13 protein-coding genes and 1 pseudogene are annotated in these 21,949 nt (G+C 68.1%); 12 read left to right on the top strand and 2 right to left on the bottom strand.

The annotated features are described in order from the left end of the window. The first annotated feature begins 461 nt into the window (after positions 1-461). The 5 genes from ENSA7_RS28430 (at position 462) to ENSA7_RS28450 (ending at position 8,247) form a co-directional block, all read left to right on the top strand. Complete coding sequence (locus tag ENSA7_RS28430; protein ID WP_106092516.1) at positions 462-3,086, top strand: type VI secretion system Vgr family protein; 2,625 nt, start codon at positions 462-464, stop codon at positions 3,084-3,086. Between the two features lie 77 nt (positions 3,087-3,163). Further along, entirely contained in the window at positions 3,164-3,547 is a 384-nt protein-coding gene (gene tssE, locus ENSA7_RS28435) for a type VI secretion system baseplate subunit TssE (RefSeq protein ID WP_106092517.1), read from the top strand. Between the two features lie 126 nt (positions 3,548-3,673). Then, positions 3,674-5,434 (top strand): type VI secretion system baseplate subunit TssF, encoded by a 1,761-nt coding sequence (gene tssF, locus ENSA7_RS28440; RefSeq protein WP_106092518.1) that lies wholly within the window; start codon positions 3,674-3,676, stop codon positions 5,432-5,434. Then, positions 5,398-6,507, top strand: coding sequence for a type VI secretion system baseplate subunit TssG (tssG, locus tag ENSA7_RS28445; protein ID WP_106092519.1), 1,110 nt, complete (start codon positions 5,398-5,400; stop codon positions 6,505-6,507). The genes tssF and tssG overlap by 37 nt, the downstream gene beginning before the upstream one ends. Positions 6,508-6,510: 3 nt before the next feature. Beyond that, entirely contained in the window at positions 6,511-8,247 is a 1,737-nt protein-coding gene (locus ENSA7_RS28450; RefSeq protein ID WP_106092520.1) for an FHA domain-containing protein, read from the top strand. A gap of 29 nt (positions 8,248-8,276) precedes the next feature. Here ENSA7_RS28450 and ENSA7_RS28455 read toward each other — a convergent pair whose 3' ends face one another. Next, a complete protein-coding gene (locus ENSA7_RS28455) occupies positions 8,277-9,356 on the bottom strand; it encodes a hypothetical protein (protein ID WP_106092521.1) in 1,080 nt (359 codons plus the stop codon). Beyond that, positions 9,356-9,898 (bottom strand): hypothetical protein, encoded by a 543-nt coding sequence (locus ENSA7_RS28460; protein ID WP_146158234.1) that lies wholly within the window; start codon positions 9,896-9,898, stop codon positions 9,356-9,358. Before ENSA7_RS28460 ends, ENSA7_RS28455 begins: the two co-directional genes overlap by 1 nt. A 469-nt stretch (positions 9,899-10,367) precedes the next feature. Here ENSA7_RS28460 and ENSA7_RS28465 point away from each other — a divergent pair, with 469 nt between their 5' ends. From ENSA7_RS28465 to tssB, 7 genes and pseudogenes are all read left to right on the top strand, one after another. Further along, entirely contained in the window at positions 10,368-13,637 is a 3,270-nt protein-coding gene (locus ENSA7_RS28465; RefSeq protein WP_181234206.1) for an FHA domain-containing protein, read from the top strand. A gap of 123 nt (positions 13,638-13,760) precedes the next feature. Beyond that, on the top strand, positions 13,761-14,465 hold the full coding sequence (gene tssJ / locus ENSA7_RS28470; protein ID WP_106092524.1) for a type VI secretion system lipoprotein TssJ: 705 nt from the start codon (positions 13,761-13,763) through the stop codon (positions 14,463-14,465). Positions 14,466-14,527: 62 nt separating this feature from the next. Beyond that, positions 14,528-15,895 (top strand): type VI secretion system baseplate subunit TssK, encoded by a 1,368-nt coding sequence (gene tssK / locus ENSA7_RS28475; protein ID WP_106092525.1) that lies wholly within the window; start codon positions 14,528-14,530, stop codon positions 15,893-15,895. A gap of 10 nt (positions 15,896-15,905) precedes the next feature. Beyond that, positions 15,906-16,580, top strand: a complete 675-nt coding sequence (locus ENSA7_RS28480) for a DotU family type IV/VI secretion system protein (protein ID WP_106092526.1) — start codon at positions 15,906-15,908, stop codon at positions 16,578-16,580. A gap of 31 nt (positions 16,581-16,611) precedes the next feature. Further along, on the top strand, positions 16,612-20,268 hold the full coding sequence (gene tssM / locus ENSA7_RS28485) for a type VI secretion system membrane subunit TssM (protein WP_106092527.1): 3,657 nt from the start codon (positions 16,612-16,614) through the stop codon (positions 20,266-20,268). Beyond that, on the top strand, positions 20,265-21,212 hold the full coding sequence (gene tagF, locus ENSA7_RS28490) for a type VI secretion system-associated protein TagF (protein ID WP_106092528.1): 948 nt from the start codon (positions 20,265-20,267) through the stop codon (positions 21,210-21,212). Before tssM ends, tagF begins: the two co-directional genes overlap by 4 nt. Positions 21,213-21,225: 13 nt before the next feature. Then, positions 21,226-21,675 (top strand): annotated as a pseudogene (gene tssB, locus ENSA7_RS46360) (type VI secretion system contractile sheath small subunit); the annotation flags it as partial. Positions 21,676-21,949: the final 274 nt, after the last annotated feature.

Here is a 21,949-nt window from a genome sequence, read left to right on the forward strand (position 1 = left end):
GGTTTGGGGTCGGGTTTGGGGTCGGGTTGGAACTCGCGCGACGGCTCGGGTCTCGGATCAGAGAACTCATTGTTGTTCATGACGTCCATGTTGGGCTCTCGCAGCTCGCGGCATGGGCATCGCGATCATCGGACGTGATGGCTGGTGCCGATGCGGGCGCGCCCACGGAGGAGGGGGGCGCGCCCGCGCCGGTGCCGATTGCATACATGGCCACGAGACCGCGATCTCGCGGTTAAAACGGCCTGTTCGCAAGGTCGGGGGCTCGCGTTTGCGCAGAGTCTCGCGCGCGAGAAGAGGACCGGCCAGAGCACTGGATTCGGCCCAACCGCGCGGCCGGGTGAGACCCGCACGCGCACGCTGACCCGGCCACGAACGTGGACCGCGTCGCGAAAACTACGTGGTAGCGTCGCCGTCGTTGGCCGTCGGCGGTGAAGCTGTCGCGCCGTCACGCGAGGCCGAGCATGAGCGACGACAACGCGCCCCATGAGTTGGAACAGCAGGCGACGGATGCGGCCACGGCCGCGGCGAGCAGCACGGTCCCCAACGCGCCGAGTCGATCGGGCGCGCCCGAGGTTCACGGTGACACGCTCGGTGATCTCGTTGGCGATGCGATGCAGGCCGGGGTGCCGAAGGCGGCCGACGCGATCGAAGATCAGGTCGAGCACGGCCTCGGCGCGCTGGGTCTGCCCCCGGAGATCGCCAGCGCGGGCGCGGACGCGGTCGGCGGCGTGGTCGAGGAGGGGCTCGAGCGTGTCGTCGACGCGATCTCGGATCTGATCGGCAGCGATGACCCGCTGCCCAAGGTCAACTACACCCTCACCGTCCAAGACGGCCCTGAAGCCAGCTGGGCCGTGCGCAGCATCCAGCTGGTCGAGGCGCTGTCCGAGCCTTACATCCTGACCCTGGACCTGGTCAGCGAAGAACTTGCGGCCGACACCGAGCTGCTGCTCGGCGCCAACGTCGAGCTGACGATCGACCGCGAGAGCATCGTACGCACGGTCCACGGCATCATTCACGTCGTCGAGTACATCGGCGTCGCCGATGATCGGCTGCAGGTCCGGGTGGAGATCGTCCCGGCCTGGTACCTGCTGACGCAGCGGGTCGACACCCGCCTGTGGCAGGACGCCAGCGTGCTCGACGTCGTCAAGGAGGTGCTCGAGCTGGGGTTCGCCGACTACGAGCGCGAGTTCGACGACACCGGCCTGGCCGGCACCTACGCCAGCCGCGAGTACATTGTTCAGTACCACGAGAGCGACTTCGACTTCGTCAGCCGGCTGCTCGAGGCCGAGGGCATCACCTACTGGTTCGACTGCGAGCGCGGGACCGGTAAAGAGGTCATGGTCCTCGAGGACAGCAACGACAACCTCGTAGATCTCACCACGATCGACGATCAGCCCGACCTGCACATCGTCGTGGACCGGCCAGATCGGATCGAGATCGAGAGCCTGCAGTTCTTTGACTGGACCCGTGAGCTGACCTCTACGGGGGTCTACCAGCGGGTCTTCGACTGGCTCGCGCCGATCGAGCCGATCGAGGCTGGCGCGCCGCCCGAGGGCGACCCCAACACCGACGACCGCGGGATCCGCCGCGAGGTCTACCACCACGGCCGCTTCGTCGAGGCCGACCCCGATCCCCGCACGATCCGCAAGCTCGTGCATCGGACCGCGCGCGACAAGGTCGCGCGCGGGTTCGGCAACGTCACCGGCATGTTCCCCGGCCGCAAGTTCGCCGTCGTCGAGCACCAGCGCAGCGACCTCGATCGCGAGTACGTGGTCCGGCGAGTCATCCACACCGGTGACTGCCCCGACGTGGTCATGGGCGACACCACGGCGGCGCCGCGCTACCAAAACCGGTTCGAGTGCCTGGTGCTCGAGCCCGACAAGCCGTTTCGACCGCCGCTCGTGACCCCGCGCCCACGCATCTATGGGCCGCAGACAGCGATCGTCACCGGGCCCGACGGCGAAGAGATCCACACCGACGAGCACGGCCGCGTGAAGGTCAGGTTCGACTGGGATCGCGTCCACAGCCTGACCGACGACACCTCGATGTGGATCCGCCCAGCCCACCACTGGGCCGGGCCCGGGTTCGGCACCTTCTTTGTGCCGCGGGTCGGCATGGAGGTCGTCGTCGAGTTCCTCGAGGGCAACCCCGATCGTCCGCTGGTGACCGGCTGCGTCTACAACGGCGACAACGCGATCAGCGTCGGCGTGCCCGACAACAAGACCCAGAGCACGATCCGGACCAAGAGCTCGCCGGCCAGCGACGGCTACAACGAGATGCGCTTCGAGGACGCCGCGGGCAGCGAAGAGATCTTCGTGCACGCGCAGAAGGACTACAACGAGGTCGTCGAGAACTGCCACTCGACCTCGGTCGGCGCCGACCAGAGCAACACGGTCAGCGGCAACCAGACCCAGACCGTCAAGAAGGATCAGACCGAGACGATCGAGGGTCATCAGACGATGACGGTGCTCGAGACCCGCACGACCGAGATCACCAAGGACGAGACCAACACCTACCACGCCAGCCGCAGCACCACCGTCGAGGTCGACGAGCTGCTCGAGGTCCTGGGCAAGACCACGATCATCTCGGGCGACACGGTCCACTTCGAGGCCAAGAAGGACTACGTGCAGGTCGTCGGCGGCTCGAGCAAGATCAGCGTCAACCCGGGCGAGGCCGGGCCGGGCGACAGCAGCATCGACTGCGGCAATGACTTCGTCGTGACCGCGGCGACCAAGGTGTTCCTGAGCCAGGCCGGGTCCGCGACGGTCAAGCTCGAGGGGGGCAACGCCGACCACTACACCAGCGCCGTGTTCAGCGTGGTCGCCGACGGTGATCTGCTGCTCGACTCCACGGGCGGCGCGCTGACGGGCAAGGGCTCGTCCAAGGTGGAGTTCAGCAACAGCGGGGGCGCGCTCGTGATCGAAGGTGGCGCGATCACGATCAGCTCGCCGAGCGAGGTCACGATCAGCGTCGGGGGCAGCTCCGTGAAGATCGACGCCGGGGGCGTCACCGTGGCCGGCCCCAAGGTCGACGTGACCGCGACGGGCGTGGCAACGATCTCCGGATCACTGGTGAAGCTGAACTAGCGAGTGGGGAGTGAAGGGGAGGGCGTCCGCGCGGCTTGTCTGGAACCGGCCACTAGGCCATCATTTGCAGGCTGACCATGGCTGCTCGGGGCATCCTCTCTCGGATCACAGGTGAGTCGACGCGGGGCGTCGACGACATCGAGTTGATCGTCGGCAACCTGCAGGCGCTGCTCAACACGCGCCTGGGCGACGCGGTCTCGGCCGAGGGCTTCGGGGTCGTCGATCTCGTCGACATCATCCACGACTTCCCAGCTGCTGCGCAGATCATGCAGCGCAGCATCCGGGCCACGATCGCCAAGTACGAGCCACGCCTGCGTAACGTCAGCGTCCGCACGGTCCCCAGCGACGACCCCCTGATGCTCACCTTCGAGATCTCCGGCCGCCTGATCGGCGACCGCCGCCGCGGCGTCGTCCGCCTGCGCAGCGAGATGACCCACGGCGGCCGAGTCACGGTAGCGTAGCCACATCGGCGCAGCGAGCCCGCGGGACCCCGCCCAGCGACCAGCCCCAAAGTGAGTCGACGCCCGTGGGAGACCAAAAAAGGATATGATTCCCGCAGCCTCCAGCGGCCACGCAGAGTCCTGATCATGTTCGCCAAGTTCTACCAAAGCGAGCTCACCTACCTGCGCGAGATGGGGCGCGAGTTCGCGGCCACCCATCCGACCAGCGCCGGGTTGCTGTCCGAGCGCAGCGACGACCCCGACGTCGAGCGACTGCTCGAGGGCTTCGCGTTCCTCAGCGCGCGCATTCGCGAACGGGTCGACGACGCGGTCCCCGAGGTCGTCCACGGCCTCGCCGAGATGCTGCTCCCGCAGTACCTGCGACCGCTGCCAGCGATGTCGGTGATCGAGTTCAAGCCGCAGATCCGCGCGCTGCGGGGGGCCCGAACGGTGCCGCGCGGGCGAGCGGTCGGCAGCGTCCCGGTCGAGGGGACGGCGTGCACGTTCCAGACCTGCTTCGACACGGACCTGCTGCCGATCGAGATCGTCGACATCGACCACGACGAGTCGGTCGCGGCGCGGCCGATCATCCGGATCAAGCTCAAGACCACCGAGGCCGGTCGGCCGATCATCGCCCGCGAAGAAGGCATCCGGCTGTTCCTGTCCGGCGACATCTCGCTGGCGGCCACGCTGCACCTGTGGGTGCTTCGCCACTGCAAGCACGTCGAGATCCGCTGCTCCGAAGAGCGCAACACCCCGCGCGGGGAGCCGCTGCGGGTGCTCGACCGCGACAAGATCAAGCCGGTTGGGCTGCGCGAAGACGAGGCCGTGCTGCCGTGGCCAAAGTTCGCGCCCGAGGGCTCGCGCTTCGTCCAGGAGTACTTCGCGCTCCCGTCCAAGTACCTGTTCTTCGACATCCGCGGGCTCGACGGGCTCGAGTTCACCGGCGACTACATCGAGCTGGCCATGGTGTTCGAGCGGCCGCCGGATCTGTCGTCGCCGATCGGCGGCGAGAGCTTCCGGCTCCACTGCACGCCGGTCGTCAACTTGTTCTCGGCCACCGCCGAGCCGGTCAAGCTCGATCCGCTGATGCCCGACCACCTGCTGCGCGCGGCCGGAGCCAAGCCGGCCCACATGGAGGTCTACGACGTCGAGAGCGTCGTCGGCGTGCGGCCGGGTCGGGGCAACCGGCGCAACTACAGCAACTTCTACACCTTCAAGCACACCAAGATCGGGGCCGACGCCGACGGCTACTACGTGCTGCGGCGGACTCGCTCACCGCTCGACGAGGGCACCGACACCTACGTCCAGGTCGCGCGTCCACGCGACAGCGACGCCAGCGACGAGGACGAGACCCTGTCGATCGAGCTGCTGTGCACCAACCGCACGCTGCCGCTCGAGCTGCAGATCGGCGACATCTGCAAGCCAGTGCGCGGCAGCTCGGTGCCGGACTTCGCCAATATCACGGCGGTCAGCCCCGCGGTCCGGGCCCCGCTCGCGAGCGAATTGCAGTGGCGGCTGCTCGGCCACCTCGCGCTCAACCGGCGCCGGGTCACCGAGCCCGAGACCCTCAAGCTGTTGCTGTCGCTCTACAACTTCCTCGCCGGCTCGGGCTCACCAGCCGGCCGCGCGAACGAGCTCAAGGTCGAAGCGATCCGCGGCACGGAGTTTCGCGCGGTCACTCGCATGCTCGACGGCGCGCCCGTGCGCGGAGCCGAGACCACCGTCGAGCTCGACGAGACCCGCTTCGCCAGCATCGGCGACGCCCACCTGTTCGGGATCGTGCTCGACGAGCTGCTCTCGACCTACTGCAGCATCAACTCTTTTCACGAGCTGCGGGTGCGCCTGCACCCGTCGAAGATCGAGTTCCGATGGGACCCCAGGAACGGCCACCACAGGATTCTCTGAGCGACCCGCCGGCGTGGTTCCAGCGCCTGCTCGATCAGCCCGGGGCGATCGATCCCTTCGTCGCCATCGGCCTGCTCGAAGAGATCACGCGCGACGCCAAGCGGATCGGCGGCGACGGCCCCTACGACGAAGAGGCCGTGCGGTTTCGCCACGCTCGCTCGCTGGCGTTCAAGCCCGGCGACGTCGAGGGGGTCGAGGTCCGCGAAGACGGGCGCAGCTCCCAAGGTGGGCGCGCGGACCTGGTCGAGATGACCCTCAACATCGTCGGCCTGATGGGCACCAGCAGCCCGTTGCCAACCTACCTGGCCAGCGAGGCCGCCAGTCAGGACGAAGAAGGCCGGATCAAGGCCGACTTCTTCGATCTGTTTCACCACCGCCTGCACAGCCTGCTGTACCGCGGCGTCCGCAAGTACGACTGGCCGCGCGAGTACGCCAAGAACGGCCGCGACGTGTGGAGCCTGCGGCTGCTGGCGATGCTCGGCATCGACGACTACGACCGCCGCCAGCTCGAGTACATCAAGCCCCTCGATCTGCTGCGCATCGCCCCGCTGCTGGCGAGCCCGGCCCGGACCGCCCGCACCGTCGAGCTCGCGGTCATGGAGATCCTCGATCACCAGCTCGAGGGCGCCGACGTCAAGGTCAAGCAGTTCCAGGGCTCGTACGCCGACATCGATCCCGCCCACAAGATCCGCCTGGCGATCGAGAACTCGCGGCTCGGGGTCAGCGCGGTGATCGGAGATCTGTGCCTGCACCGCGCCGGAAAGGCCCAGGTCGTCGTTGGGCCTTTGGATCAAGAGGGGCTGCGCCGGTTCATGGCCGGCGGTGACGCGTTCTTCGCGGTGCGCGAGCTGCTCGATCTGCTCAGCTACGAGCTCATCGAATTCGAGCTCGAGCTGATCTTGGGCCGTGAGTCGCAGGTCGGCGCGATCCTTGGAAAGAGCCGGATCGGCGACGACGCGTGGCTGGCGAAGGGTGACGATGTGGAGTTGCAACGCGAGGAGACCCGGGTGATCGTCTCTCTCGAAGAGGCCAAGAAGCTGCTCGAAGAAGAAGACGCACGAGGAGGACGGTGAGCGGTGCGGTCGCTCAAGGTCCACGTCTATGACTCGGAGACCGGACGGACGCGCGAAGAGAGGTACTCGCGCTCACCGGTCCGGATCGGTCGTAACCCCCGCAACGACCTGTGTCTGAGCTTCGGCTTCGTGTCGGGCTGGCACGCCAAGGTCGACTTCAACGACAGCGGCGGCGCGTTCACGGATCTCGGCTCGACCAACGGCTCGGCGATCGACGGGCGCAGGATCGAGGCCAACCACAGCATCCAGCTCGGCGATGGGCTGAGCGTCACGGTTGGCAAGCTCGAGATGCGCTTCGTGTGGGAGGAGTCCGAGGCCGAGCACAGCGGCCGCTACGAGCGTGATCCCAACGCGGGCGTGCCGACTCGCTCGCCGCGGCTGCCGACCATGCCGATCCAGGCGGTCCAGTCGCTCGATGATCTTCCCCGAGATCCGCACGCACCCGCGACGGTCCAGCACGCGGCCAGCGGCGCCCAACTCGGGGGCCAACACGGGGGCCCACAGGGCGGCCCATACGGCGGCCCGCCGAGCCTGTCTGGGCCGCCGAGCCTGTCTGGGCCGCCGGGCCCGCCAGGCCTGTCGGGGCCGCCGAAGCTCCCAGGCATGTCCGGCATGGGCGGACCACCCTCGCTGGACGGGCCGCCGAGCCTGTCTGGCATGGGGGGGCCACCCGGGCTCAGCGGGCCGCCGAGCTTGAACGGGCCGCCGAGCATCTCGGGGCCACCCTCGCTGGATGGCCCACCCGCGCTGGGTGGCCCTTCGTTCGGGCAAGGTGGCCCACCGTCGCTCGACGGACCCCCAGCGTTCGACAGCTCCCCGTCAGCCGGCCCGCCGATGATGGGTGGTCCACCATCCATGATGGGCGGACCCCCCCCGCTCGGCGGAGCCCAGCCGCCGCCGTCCTTGCCGAGCCCCAGCTCGGCCGTCGACGACACCTCGCCGCCCCCGCGTCGCTCGGGCGCCGAGGCGACGGGCTTCGTCGATCTTGGTGGCGTCCACCGGGCGATTCGCCAGCTGCGTCCCGCGTATGAACAATACGAAGCCGCGCGCGCCCAGTTCGATCAAGCGGTCGAGGCCGCGATGGCCAAGATCCCCGCGAACACCCGCGACACCGCCATGGCGTTCCTGCGCCGCGAGTTCCCCGAGATGCCCGGCGCGACCCCGTTCGCCGCGCCCGCTGCCTCGGCCGGCGGCGTGCCCGAAGCCTCGAGCACCGTGACCAACTTCGCCGCCCACGTGCTCGGCACGGTGTCCCCACCAGGTGACGCCGACGAGCAGTCGGCCTTCCTCGCGCGGATCAGCGACATCCTGCAGACCACCGCCCAGGCCTTCGTCGAGATCCGCAACGTCCAGGCCCGATTCGGCGAAGAAATGGGCGTTCGCACGATCCGCGAGTTCACCCCGCTGCACGCCGCCGCCGACGCTCGCGGGGTCCTCGACTACCTACTCGACTGGCGCCGCGGCGGCCCCGAGCGCAACGCTCAGCTGTCCGCGGTGTACAGCGACTTCATGCTGCACCAGGTCGCCCTGATCAACGGCGTGGTCGAGGGCGTGCAGGCGCTCATGGATCAGTTCCGGCCGTCCGAGGTCGAGCGTGGCGTCGGCGGGCTGAGCAAGGCTGCGGGCGCATGGAAGAAGTACTCCGAGCGCTACGTGGAAGTGGTGGAAGACCGGGGGATCGCGGCGCTCGTGTTTGGGCCGGAGTTTGCTCGGGCTTACTCGGAAGTCGGGAACGGGTAGGGCGGGCCGGTCGGACTTCTGGGCGGCGATTACTCGTCGTCGTCGGACGCCTTGGCGTCGTGGGCGACCGAGCCGTAGTTGTCGATCATCTGCTCCCACAGCGAGCCGCGGGTCGCGAACGAGCGATCTTCCGGCTGGTAGACCAAGGTCCGGTCCGTCGAGGCCTCGCGGAACTCCGCCGGGGGTGCCTCCGGCTGGTTCGGATCTTGATCTTTGATCGTGACCTGCTCGGCGACCAGGGGGGCGCCCTTGTCGAAGGTGACGCTGCGCGAGATCTCGAATTTTCGGATCCAGCCGTCGGGCAGGTTGGAGGTGTACTGCTCGAACAGCGCGAACGCGGCGTCGCCCAGGCAGGGGTCGATGTCGCCGACGACCTCGTCTTTTTCGAGCTTGAGCGGGACCGTCGCGAAGCGGCCGTTGAGGTTGGGCAGCAGCTTCATGATCCGCTTGCAGAGCTTGCTGACCTCGGGGTTGCACTGGTCACCCTCGACGACCAGGATCTGCTGCTCGCCCGCCATCTCGATCCGCATGCGGGCCTTGTTGGTCTGCGCGCGCAGGCTGCCGAGCGCGCGGATCGCCACGCCGGCCTTGGTCCACTCGACCATGGCGACGGGGCCGCTGGCCTCGCCGTTGTCGTAGTGGGTGGCCTGGACCCACACCAGGCTCATGCCGTCGGGGCCCTTGTTGATGATCAGGTCCTCGTCGGTGAGCGGGCGGGTGGGCAGACGGCTGGCGTCGGGGTCACCCGCGATGCTGCAGCCGGCGACGATGTCGGGCTTGTCGTCCTCGCGCGGCTCCTCACCCTCGGCCAGCGGCGGCGGGGTGGGGGCGATCGTCGAGCGACCGGTGCAGTCCTTGGGATCGTCACCCGGGAGCCGGCGCTCACGATCGAAGCCCTCGAGCATGATCGAGAACCAGATGTCGGCCGGGAGCTCCTGGGCCTCGGACTCGACCGCGGTGCCGCCCGCGACCTCGGCCATGCAGATCGGCGTGGGGCCGGACGGACCCTTGTTGCGGCAGCCCGGCAGCAGGGTGACCGCGGCGATCGCCGTGACCGCGGCGAGGCCAGTGAGCGCGGACCTGAAGCCCGCTCGTGGAGCCCGCAACATCAGCGCACACCGCCGTCGCGGATCGTGTCGACTTGGCGCTTGTTGTCGGTGCGCTTCTTGACGATCAGGTCGATGGTGCGGATCTTCCCGTTCTTCTTCTTGAACAGGTAGACGTTGTTCTTCTCGGCCAGCGACGCGAGCTTGCCCTGCGTCATCTGCTTGGTCTCACGCCGGAAGTAGGCCTTGGGGTCGAGGTAGCCCTCGCGCTTGGGCACGGTGTTGAGCCGGAACACGCCGTCCTCGGTCTGCACGAACCCGTAGGCGCAGTCCTTGTCCTTGCAGCGCGAGCTGTAGGTGACCCACAGCTTGGGCGCGCCGTTGCTGTCTTGGCTGTCGATGATCTGGCCCATGGTCGAGCGGCTGATGATCACCCGCAGCAGCTGGCGGTCCTGCGAGGTGTTGATCGTGCGGTCGACCTCGTAGGTCGCGTTCCGATTGTCCGCCTCGTAGACGACGATCAGTCGCTTGTTGACGTAGACGCGGAGGGCCTCGACGGCCTGCTCGCGCTTGTCGATCCGCTCGAACTCTGCTGGCGAGAGCACGAGGCGCCTCGCGCAGCTCGAACTCGTGAGCAGCCCGACGGACAGAGCAAAGACGCTCAGCGCCTTCAAGACTCGCTGACGGTAATCACCCGGCGCGCGCATTTTCGGTGTTCAGGCGTACAGCAGCGCTGTACTGAAGTCAACGTGATCCGATCGCGAAGCCACGCGGCCTCGTTGACGGTCTGGTCGCTGGGTCCCCTCGAGACGTTCGTACAGTTCATGGGCGATCCGAAGATCGGTCGCGCAGGCGTGGGTTGAGGCCGGTATGGGGTGAGATCGCTGGCTCACGGGGGCGCTCTCGCTCGCGCGCGTGGGCGCGAGGCCACCAGGCGGGATGGGGCGCGTGGCCGGTGTGGATCTGCGGGGGTGTCCGGGGTGACCCACCGTGCGCGAGTTTGGTGATGTCGAGACCAGAAACCGGTTGGAGCTAGGCCGCGCTCGGGTCATGCTCGGGGCCCGCAGGATCGGCATGCGAATCAGGATCTCGAATCAGGGCGAGCCGTCGCGGATCGAGAGCTTCGAGCACAAGACGGAGGTCAAGGTCGGTCGAGTGGCCGCGAATGATCTCGTGCTCGCAGAGCGCGGTATCTCGAGCAACCACGCACGGCTCCACATCGATCACAACCACCAGCTCTACATCGAGGATCTAGGCTCCACCAACGGCACCTTCGTCAACGGCCAGCGCATCCAGGGGACCCGGCAGATCACCCTGCAGGACGAGGTCTACGTCTGCCACATCAAGATCGAGGTCGCGGCTGACAACCAGCAGTTTCCGCCCGAGCCCGAGCAGGCTCCCGTCCAGACTGGGTCCACGCAGATGGCCACCCCCGAGCAGGCCGAGGCCCTGCGTGTCGGGCGAAAGAGCGGCTCGCTGTCGGGCGAGATCGGCGGGGGCGATGGCGGCTACGATCAGGGCCAGTGGAATCACGGCGGCGGCGGCTACGGCCAGCAGGACCAGGGCCAGTGGAACCAGGCTCAGCAGGCTCAGCAGGCTCAACAGCCCCAACATGGTGGCGGCCAGTGGAACCAAGCTCAGGTCGGCAACGACCAGGGTCAGTGGGGACAGCAGAGCCAGCAAGGCGGCAACGCTGGGCAGTGGAATCAGCAAGGGCAGTGGGATCAGGCTCAGCAGGGCCACGATCAGCAAGGCCAGTGGGACCAAGCTCAGCAGGGCCAAGCTCAGCAAGGCCAAGCTCAGCAAGGCCAAGCTCAGCAAGGGCAGTGGGACCAGCAAGGCTACGACCAGCAAGGCTACGACCAGCAGGGCTACAACCAGCAAGGCTACGACCAGCAGGGCTACAACCAGCAAGGCTACGACCAGCAGGGCTACAACCAGCAAGGCTACGACCAGCAGGGCTACAACCAGCAAGGCTACGACCAGCAGGGCTACGACCAGCACAGCCACGACCAGCAGAGCCACGACCAACAAGGCCACTGGAACCAGCAGCAACAGGGCTACGCGGCGCCCGAGTCAGTCGAGGAGGTCGAGGAGTTCGAGGAGGTCGAAGAGCTCGAGGAGGTCGAGGAGATCCAGGAGGTCGAAGAGTTCGATGCCGAGCCCGTGTATGAGTCGGAGTCTGTGTACGACTCGGAGCCGGAGCCGGAGCCGGAGCCGGAGCCGCGTGTCGTCGAGCGATCTCGCGGTGGACCGCCGCGTCCCACGGCCGGACCGGAGCCGGTGACGCCATCCCGCCGCGGGCGCGGTCGCGGCGGCGACGAGCTGGCCGCCCCCGCGGGACCCCGTGCGGACGCAGGACCACCAGCCATGGCTGATCTGGACGACGCGGGACCACCGAGCTTCGACGCGGGACCACACAGCTTCGACGCGGGCCCGCCGAGCTTCGACTCGGAACCGCCGAGCTTCGATGCCGGCCCACCGAGCTTCGATGCCGGCCCACCGAGCTTCGACGCAGGACCGCCGAGCCTCGACGGGGGACCGCCGAGCCTGGGTGACCTGGGCGGTGCGGGTCCTGCAGATCTCGGCGGCCCACCCAGCCTCGGCGGGGGTCCGCCCGCGTTGAGCCTGGACGCCGGTCCGCCTGGCTTGGACTCTAGCGGCCCGCCCGGGTTGGGCAGCGGCCCGCCTGGATTGGGCAGCGGCCCGCCCGGGTTGGACAGCGGCCCGCCTGGATTGGGCAGCGGCCCACCCGGATTGGACAGCGGTCCGCCTGGATTGGTCAGCGGCCCGCCCGGATTGGACAGCGGCCCGCCTGGGCTGGGCGCCGGCCCACCCGGATTGGACAGCGGCCCGCCAGCGTTGGGTGGTCCGCCCAGCCTGTCGGCGCCCACAGGCGTCGACGCGCCGCCCAGCTTGTCGGGGCCCCCAGCTGGCCCGCCGAGCCTCGGTCCCGAGCCCGATGAGTACTCCTCCGCGACGGTAGTCGAGGCACCCGAGCGCTCCTCGGCGGCCGCGGTGCCGCGCTCGCAGGCTCACCCTGCTGCGGCATCGACGTCGTCGACGTGGGGCCAGACCGAGGAAGAGCTCGACATGCGCCCGGAGTACGCGGTGCGTGCGGCCGTGTTCTACGAGCTGCTCTCGGATCTCGGCGTGACCCCCGAGCACCCCCCAGACGACGGCGAGAAGCAGCGCAAGGCCGCGCGCGTGGGCGCCAAGCGGCGCCTGGCGGTGAGCGCCCGCAACGATCCCGATCTGATGCTCGACGAGCCCAGCGTCGAGGCCGAGCACCTGCTCGCGGAGGTGTTCGCGCTCGGGCCCCTGACCGGCGTGCTCGACGATGAAGACGCCCGCGAGCAAGTTCGCGAGGTGATCATTCGCAGCCCACAGCGGGTCTACGTCGATCGTGGCAACGGCCGCGAGCGGCTCCCGCGAGGGTTCTCGTGCTCGGCCGCGATCGCCATGGCGCTGCACCGGTTCGCGGGCGCGCACCTGCAGTGGGACGCGGCCGCGCCGTGGCTCGACCACCGGATGCCCGACGGCACCCGCCTGCGTGGGGCCGACGTCAGCGTGGCGCCCGACGGCCCCGTGGTCGTGATCCGCCGCCCGGCTCGGGCGGTCACGGGTGGGCTCAGCCAGGTCGGCGCCGTCTCGCACCCCGTCGCCGACTACCTGCGCGCGGTCCTGTGTGCGGGCGGCAGCGTGTTGGTCTGCATCGGCGACGGCTGCGAGGGCACCGAGCTACTGTCGGCGCTCGCCCACGAGCTCGCGCGCTTCGACGTCGCCGAGCTGGGCATCGTCCGCGCTGGCAGCCGCATCGTCCCGCCTCGCGGGGCGCTGGTGCTCGACGCCGAGCCGGGTCTCACGGCCGGGCCGATCAACCTGGCGATCCAGGCCGGCTCGACCCGCCTGCTGATCCATCGCGCGGGCGGGGCCGGCCTGGCCAGCGCGTGGGCGGGTCTGTCGGGTGGGGTCGAGCAGCTGGTGCTGGGGCTGGGCGTCAGTGACCCCGCGGCTGGTCTCGCGAGCTGCGTCGAGGGTCTGGTGCTCGGCGGCTTTGGTCGTGACCGCGACGCCCTGCGCCAGCACGTCGCCGCTTCGATCAGCGTCGTCGTGGTCATTGGCCGCTCGGCCAGGGGCGCCGAGTCACCGGTGATCCTGGCCGAATTCGACGCGCAGGGCGGGGTCATACCGATCCTGTCACGCGACGGTGCCGACGCGAACTGGCAGCATCACCGCGACCCCGCGTTCATGGCCGAACTGTCGCGGCGCGGTGTAACCTTCGACCCGTCCAAGCTGGCCGAGCTCGCCCAGGCCCGGCCGGACGCCCCCACAGGCTCCTGAACTCTACCTGCTGTCCGCCATCTGCCATCTGCCATCTGCCATCTGCCATCTGCCATCTGCCATCCGGCCCCAGTGAACGCCCGCTGGCCAGCTCCGACTCCCCCTAGCACTCGTCCCGATCTCATGTCCGTCATGCCTCACCTCGCTCGCTATCGTCACTCCACTCGCGCCACCAGCTGGGCGCTCGGTCTCGCCTTGAGCCTCGGCGCGCTCACGCTCGGCGGCTGCAAGAACAAGGGCGACAAAGAGACCTGCAAGCCCGACGAGTACGCGTTCAAAGAGATCGCCCTGCACATTCAGGCCGCCGCGGATCTCAACCTCGACGAAGAGGGCAACCCGTTGCCCACCGTCGTGCGCGTGTATCAGCTCAACGGTGACCTGGCGATCCGCAGCCTCGACTTCACCGAGCTGTGGGAGGACCACGAGACCGCGCTCGGCGACGAGTACATCTCGGACAAAGAATTTCAGATCTACCCGGACTCGACCGAGCTCATCAAGCTCACCCCCGAGAACGGCGTCAAGTACATCCTCGCGTTTGGCGTGTTCCAGCAGCCTGTCGGCAACACCTGGTATCGCGTCTACGAGGTCCCCGACACCTACGGCAAGCAAGCCTGCGAGCTGAAGAGCGACGACGAAGATCCCGAGTCGCTCGGCGAACCGTGCATGTACCTGTACCTCGAGCGCAACCAGATCGACGGCGGCAAGAACGTCCCCCCGGGCTTCGACGACGCCAACCTCGAGGGCGTGTGCACGCCGCTCTACTCGCCCAAGAAAGCCGCCGAAGACGACGGCGGCAAGAAGAAGAAGAAAAAGAAGAAAGACAAGTAGTCGTCGCTCCGCCGCTCGCTCGGCCTGTCCTCCGCCTCCGCCCTCCGTCCCCGATTCCGACCATGTCGACCACCAACCGCAAGCACTACGACCGCGTGATCTGGCGCGAGGGGATGTTGATCTCCCCGCAGCACCTCCAGCAGCAGGAACTGTTCGAAGAGCAGACGTTGCACGAGCGACTGGCGGCCTCGACTCCGCTCAGCTGGGGCGTGCAGGCCGTCGAATTCGACGCAGGGGCGCTCAAGAGCGGGCGCCTCGAGCTGACCCGCTTCGACGGCGTGATGCCCGACGGCACCGATCTGCGCGGCAAGATGTCGGTGCCCTCGCGCACGATCGGCGATCACTTCCCGACCACCGCCAAGCAGCTCGAGGTCTCGCTCGGGCTGCCGGTCCTGCGCGAGGGCGTGTCCAACTTCCACGAGATCGACAGCGAGTGGCGCGGCCGCTACCTGGCCACGACCCGCTCGGTCGGCGACATCTCGATGAGCAAGAACACCCGCAACCTCGACGTCGGTCAGGCGGCGGCGGTGCTGCTGTTCGGCGAGGAAAAGGACGAGGACCACATCAAGCTCAAGGTCGCGGAGATCGTCCGCGACGAGGACGGCTCGTTCACGCTGTCCGACAGCTACATCCCGCCCGTGCTCCACATCGGCGCGTCGCCGGTGATCATGTCGGGGCTGCGCGAGATCATGAGCCTCTCGGTCGTCAAGCAGCGCGCGCTCACGGCCACCCGCCGCCAGCGCGACGCCGCCACGATCGAGTTCGCCGCCGCCGACGTGACCCGCTACCTGCTGCTCAACGCGATCAACTCGGGCATCCCGATGCTCAAGCACACCAGCGAAGAGCCCAACACCTCGTCGTTGGCCGCGTACCTGATGTTGCTGCAGTACGCGGGCGGGCTGTGCAGCTTCACCGGTGAGTTCGACCCGTCGAGCTTCCCGCGGTTTCAGTACCTGGATCTGCGCAACTGCTTCTTGCCGATGTTCCAGAACATCAAGACGATGCTCGGCGCCGCGGTCAAGGACATGAGCATCAAGATCCCGCTCGAGGCCCGCGAGGACGGCATGTGGATCGGCCGGCTCTCGGAGCAGCGCATGATCGACTGCAAGGACTGGGTGCTGGCGGTCGAGTCCGACTCGCCCGAGCAGCAGGTCGCCAACAAGCTGCCGCAGCTGTCCAAGATGTCGTCGTGGAAGCAGATCAGCGCGATCGTCAAGTCGGCGACCCCCGGCGTGCCGCTGCAGCCGACCCATCGCCCGCCCAACGAGATCGCGATCAAGCCCAACCAGGTCTACTTCATGATCAAGAAGGACGACCGCTACTGGCGCGACGTGCTGGCCGAGCGAACGATCGCAATCTACGTGCCGCCGCCCTTCGACCCCAAGCACGCGAAGATCACCATGATGGGCATCCCTCGCACCGACGGCTGAGAGCGATCAGATGGAACGAATCAACGAGGTCACCAAGGACTGCTTCAACGCGCTGATCCAGTTCCGCTCGCTCGACGCGGCCTCGGCGGTCTCGCCCCAGATGCCGTACCAGCGGCTGTGCGGGTTCATCGATCAGATGCTGACCAACGCCCGCCAGGCCAAGTACGAGGAGTTTGACGTCGTCGACATGGCCTACGCCGTGGTCGCGCTCGCCGACGAGCTCGCGCTGCACAAGGGCGGGGCGATCCGCGACTTTTGGATGCAGCGGCCGCTGCAGCTGCACTACTTCAACGAGAACCTGGCCGGCGAGGGCTTCTTTCACCGGCTCAACGCCGTGATGAGCGACCCCGGCCGGATCGAGATCCTGCGCGTCTACTACGTGTGCCTGCTGCTCGGGTTTCAGGGGCAGTACGCGATCCGGGGCGGCGAGCTCGAGCTCGACACGATCATTCGCCGGGTCAAAGAGGCGCTGCGCAACGACCTCAAGGATCAGCCGCTCTCGGTCCAGCCGCTGCGCCCCAAAGAGGACACGGGCCGGGCCGACGGCTTCCCGGCCGTGTGGGTCGCCCTGTTCTTCTTGTTGTTCTCACTCGGGCTGTTGATCGTCCTGCGTATCGGCCTCGACAAGCAGACCAAGAACGTGGTCGAGCGTGTCCAACCCATGATGCAGCCCGCCGACGGCTGACCGTGCTGACTGGATCATTCGGAGTCCTCCCATGCTGAAGTACATCTTCGCTGCGCTGTTGATCCTGGTCGTCTGGGGCTTGTGGTGGTTCCTCAAGCTGCCGGTCTGGGTCGCCGTCCTCGCCACTGTCATCATCGTCCTGGTCCTGGTCGCGATCGTCGTCTGGGGCATCCTCAAGGCCCGCCGCGCCGCCAACAAGATCGAGAAGGCGCTCGCCAGTCAGGGCGCCGCCCAGGCCGCGGGCGCGCGCCCGGACATGCAGGCCGATATCAACGCGATGTCGTCCGAGTTCAACAAGGCCGTCGGCGCGCTCAAGGGCTCGAAGCTCGGCAAAGAGGCGCTCTACGCCCTGCCTTGGTACGTGATCATTGGCCCGCCCGGCGTCGGCAAGAGCACGGCCCTGCGCAACTCGGGGCTGCAGTTCCCGTACCTGTCCGAGAAGGGCGGGGGCGCGGTCAAGGGCATCGGCGGCACCCGCAACTGCGACTGGTGGATGACCAATCAGGCGGTGATCGTCGACACCGCGGGCCGCTACACCACCGAGGACACCGATCGCGACGAGTGGATCGCGTTTTTGGATCTGCTCAAGGACACCCGGCCCAAGCGGCCGATCAACGGGATCCTGCTCGCGGTCTCGGTCGCCGATCTCGCCCTCGCGGCCGAGGGTGAGATCAACACCATGGCAACCAAGATCCGGGCCCGGATCGACGAGGTCACCAAGCACCTCGAGATGTCGGTCCCGGTCTACGTGCTGTTCACCAAGTGTGACCTGCTGCCCGGCTTCGTCGAGATGTACTCGGAGATGGGCAAGAACGAGCGCAAGTCGATCTGGGGCTTCACGCTGCCGGTCACGGGCGCCTACGCGGGCGTCGATCCAACCGGGACCTTCTGCGATCAGTTCGACCGCCTCGCCGACCGAACCGAGCAGCGATCCCTGCGGCGGATGGGCGACGATCGTCGGGTCGAGTCACGCGGCAAGATCTACGAGTTCCCCCAGCACTTCGAGCTGCTCCGCGACAACCTGGCCAGCTTCATCGGCCTGGTGTTCACCGGCAACGTCTACGCCGAGACCCCGATGCTGCGCGGCTGCTACTTCACCAGCGGCACCCAGGAGGGCCGGCCGATCGATCGCCTGATGGGCTCGATGGCCCAGGCGTTCGGCATGCAGTCGGCGCTGGCTGGCCAGCCCCAGGTCGAGGCTCGCAGCTACTTCCTGGGCAACCTGTTCAACAAGGTCATCTTCGCCGACCGCGAGCTCGCGCGGCGCAGCTCCAAGCACGTCCGCAAGGCGTCGATCATCAAGTGGGCGGGCGCGAGCAGCATCTTCGCGACCGCGGTCGGGCTGTGTGTGCTCCCGGTCCGCTCGATGAAGGCCAACCAACAGGTGCTCGCGACCGTCAGCGGCGCCGTCGACACGGTCGGCGACGAGGAGGCCGACGACGGCGCGCCGATCCCCAACGTCGATCGCCTGTACCCGCTCTACGAGGCCCAGACCGAGCTCTACGGGTATGAGCACGACTCGCGGCCGTTCAAGCTGCGCTGGGGCATGTACCAGGCCGGCGAGCTGCAAAAGCCCACCCGCTCGCTGTTTGGTCGCTCGGTCCGCGAAGAGCTGGTCGTGCCCATGATGAAGGACAAGCAGCTCGAGCTGACCAACTTCGCCGCCCGCTACCCGGGCGACGAGGACGAGCCGCCGGCCGACGAGTCGAGCAACGCCCACGACATGCTGCGGGCCTACCTGCTGCTCGCCAACGACTTCAGCGAGTACAAGCCCGATCTGCTGTCCGAGCAGCTCGGGCTCGAGCGCAACCGCGAGAACAACTGGCTCGGCCACCAGGTCGCGCTGTGGTGGGCCGAGGCCATGCTGGTCGACCCCGAGTCCGAGAGCTTCCGCAAGATGGAGACCGTGACCAGCACCTACGTCACGGTGCTGCGCGAGGAGACCGAGCTCGAGCTCGAGATCGACGAGGCCATGGTCGAGTCGGTTCGCAAGGTCCTGCGCCGCAGCGATCGGACCGAGACCTGGCTGGCCGAGCTCATCGCCGAGGCCGGCAACGTCGACGGCGTCAAGGACATCACCCTCGCCACGCTCAAGCTCGGCACCAACGTCTACAAGAACGACGGCGTCAAGGTCCGCGGCGCGTTCACCCGGTTTGGCTGGGAGAAGTACTGCCGGATCGAGCTCGCCAAGGACCAGGGCGAGTTCGTCGGCAGCGAGTGGGTGCTCGGCCTGACCGACAAAGAGGCCAAAGAGCGGCGCATGACCGACCGCCTGCGGCTGCGCTCGCGCTACATGGATCAGTACATCAAGGAGTGGGACCAGTTCGTCGCCAAGATCTACGTCGACGCGTCCAGTGATCTGGTTGGCTCGCTCAAGATGTTCCAGGACCTCGCGCGTGGCGGCACGCCGCTGCGGGTGCTGCTCAACCACGTCGCGTGGCACAGCGAGCTCAAAGAAGAGGAGCGCGAGGCTGGCACCGTGCCCTGGTACCACCCCGATCAGCTGCCCAAGGACGTCCGCGCCAAGGTCGAGGCGACCACGCCCGAGGGCACCAAGGCGTTCTACGCCAACAAGGACGTCAAGGACTACTTCGCGCCCTTCGTCGGGTTTGGCGTCGACATCAGCACTCCGGCCGAGGGCCCCGACGGTCCGCCAGCGGTCGCGGGCGCCCTGCAGATCGACGTGTACGCCGAGCAGCTCACCGCCGTCCGCGACGCCCTGCAAGCCGCCGTCGACGACCGCGCCGAGCTCGACGCGCTGGCCAAGAAGCTGCGGACCACCACGCAGGCCGTCAAGGGCCAGATCTCCGAGCAGCAAGAGCCATGGCGCAACCGCTATGACCGGATCTTGCGTCCGCCCTTCGACGCCGTCCGCGGGGTCGTCGAGGGCGGCCAGGCGGCGGGCACGGGCGCCTCGTGGTGCGCGGCCGTCTACATCCCGTTCGACGGCGAGGTCGCCGGCAAGTACCCCTTCAACCCCAAGGGCTACGATCTGCCGATCGGCGAATTCAGCAAGTGGTTCGCCCCCGACCAGGGCCCGATCTGGGAGTTCTACAACGCCTCGCTGGCGTCTCGCATCCAAAAGAGCGGCAACGCGTTCAGCCTGGTCGACGGCGGCGCGGCCATGACCACGTCGTTCAACACCCAGGTGCCCCCGTTCTTGACGCAGGTCGGGGACATCGGCGCGGTGATGTTCCCGCCTGGCTCGGCCACGCCCAAGTTCGAGTTCGAGATCCAGATCGACGGCACCCCCGGCGTCTCCGAGATCACCCTCGAGGTCGACGGTCAGAAGGTCACCTATCGCAACGGTCCGCAGTCGTGGAAGCCCATGACGTGGCCCGGGACCGAGGGGGCTCCGGGCGCGAGCATCAAGGCCAAGGGCCTGGGCAAGACCGGCGACGTGCTGCGCAAGGGCGACTGGGGCTTTTGGCACCTGCTCGAAGAGGCCACGGTCTCGGGCGCGGCTGGCCAGCAGGTCTACAGCATCAAGTGGGATCTGTCCGACCAACAGGTCGGGATCGTGACCATCCGGCTGCGACCCAAGCGGGCTGAGACCCCGCTGTTTGGCGTGCCCTCGCGCGGGTCCGGCAAGTACATGGGTCTGTTCAGCTCGCTGCGCGTGCCCAAGTCGATCATCAGCGGCTACTCGTGCTCGGCCGGCCCTGCTGAGGGCGAGGGCGCTAAGTGAGCAGCGTCGGGCTGTTCGGCAAGACCCCGTCGGCGCGAGACTTCGTCCGCGTCAACATCGGGGCGCCGGTCGTGCGTGCGTTCGACGAGTACCTGCGCGAGAGCGTGATGACGCTGCCGTCGATGCGCGCTCACCTGCCGCCCGAGCCGCTGCCCTTCATGTTCCGGGCGCCCGGCGACGACGGCCACATCATCGGCGTGATGAAGGGCAGCCAAGACGGCGTCGGTCGCGAGTTTCCGCTCGCGATCTTTCATCACCTCGACGGGGTCGCCCACGCCCGCAGCTGGCCGGCGCTGCCCTACGCCTACTCACCCTTCATCGCCGCCGCGGCCGAGCTGCTCGACAAGGTCGACAGCGTCGACATGGCCCACGTGCCGGCCCTGCTCGAGCAGCTGCCCGTGCCCTCCGACGCCGCGATCGGGCTGGCGATGCAGAACACCTGGCAGATGCTCTCGAACGTCTCGGCCGACGAGCTGCTCGATCGCCTGTTCTCGCGGCCGACCGGCAACCCCGAGGGCGAGCGCTGGAACGACGATCACATCTACGGCATCGGCATGCTGCTCAACGGCTGCTACCGGGCGGGTGGCCGCCCACCTCGAGGTGGGCCGGCGATCACCATGGACTGCCCCGTGACCTCCGACGCCGAGCTGTTGTTCTGGCTCGAGCTCGCCCGCAGGATCTTGCGCTGGCCCTCGCCGCCGAGCTTCATGTGGTCGCGTCGGCAATACCGGATGTTGTTGATCCTGGGCACGCCGGGCGCGAAGCTGTTGGGCGTGTTGGGCACACCAGGCACCTTCGACGAGCAGATCTGGCCGTTGCTCGCCGACGACGAAGAGGTCGCGGCCCGCGGAGGCAGGTTGTTGACGCCGCACCAGCGCGCCGCGATCGACCGCCCCGGCCAGAGCGGCGCGGGCTTGCTCGACGGGATCGCGCCCAACCGCTGAAAGACCCGCGACCATGTCCAAGCAAGCCTCGCCAGCGCGCGACCGCGTCAACCTCGTCTACCGCGAGCAAGAGTCCAAGCAGGAGCGCGAGCTGCCTCTCAAGATCTTGGTGCTCGGCGACTACCGCGGGCACGAGGACGATCGCCCGCTCGACGAGCGCAAGCCGATCAAGGTCGACAACCGCAGCCTCGGCGCGGTCATGGCCGAGCACAACCTGCAGCTGCGCTTCAACTGCCCGAGCAAGCTGACCCAGGACCCCGAGGACACCCTCGCGGTCCACCTGCGGTTCGCGTCGTACTCCGACTTTGGGCCCGAGTGGGTCGCGCAGCAGGTCCCCGAGCTGCGGACCTTGGTCGAGACCCGGCGCGCGCTGACCGAGCTCAAGGAGTGGCTGGGGATCTCGCCGTCGATCGTCGAGCGGCTCAAGCAGGCGCTGGCCAGCCCCGAGAACCGCGTGCAGCTGCGCCGCGAGCTGGGGATCTTGCCGGCCGCCGCCGAGACCTCCGAGCTATCCGAGCTAAAGGTCGCGCTGCTCGAGTGGGTCGTCGAGGGTGCCGAGCTCGGCGCGCGCAGCCCCGCCCACGCGACCTTGCGCGACGCGGTCGAGTCCTACCTGCGCACGCGACTGGGCGACTTTGACGATCCAACCCCCGAGGTCGCGCCCAAGGTCAGCGCCGGCCCGCTGCCCGAGGCCGTCGACGCCAGCGCGGTGCAGGCGTCGATCCCCGAGCCCGTGC

This window comes from Enhygromyxa salina, from assembly GCF_002994635.1.
GTDB lineage: Bacteria > Myxococcota_A > Polyangia > Nannocystales > Nannocystaceae > Plesiocystis > Plesiocystis salina_B.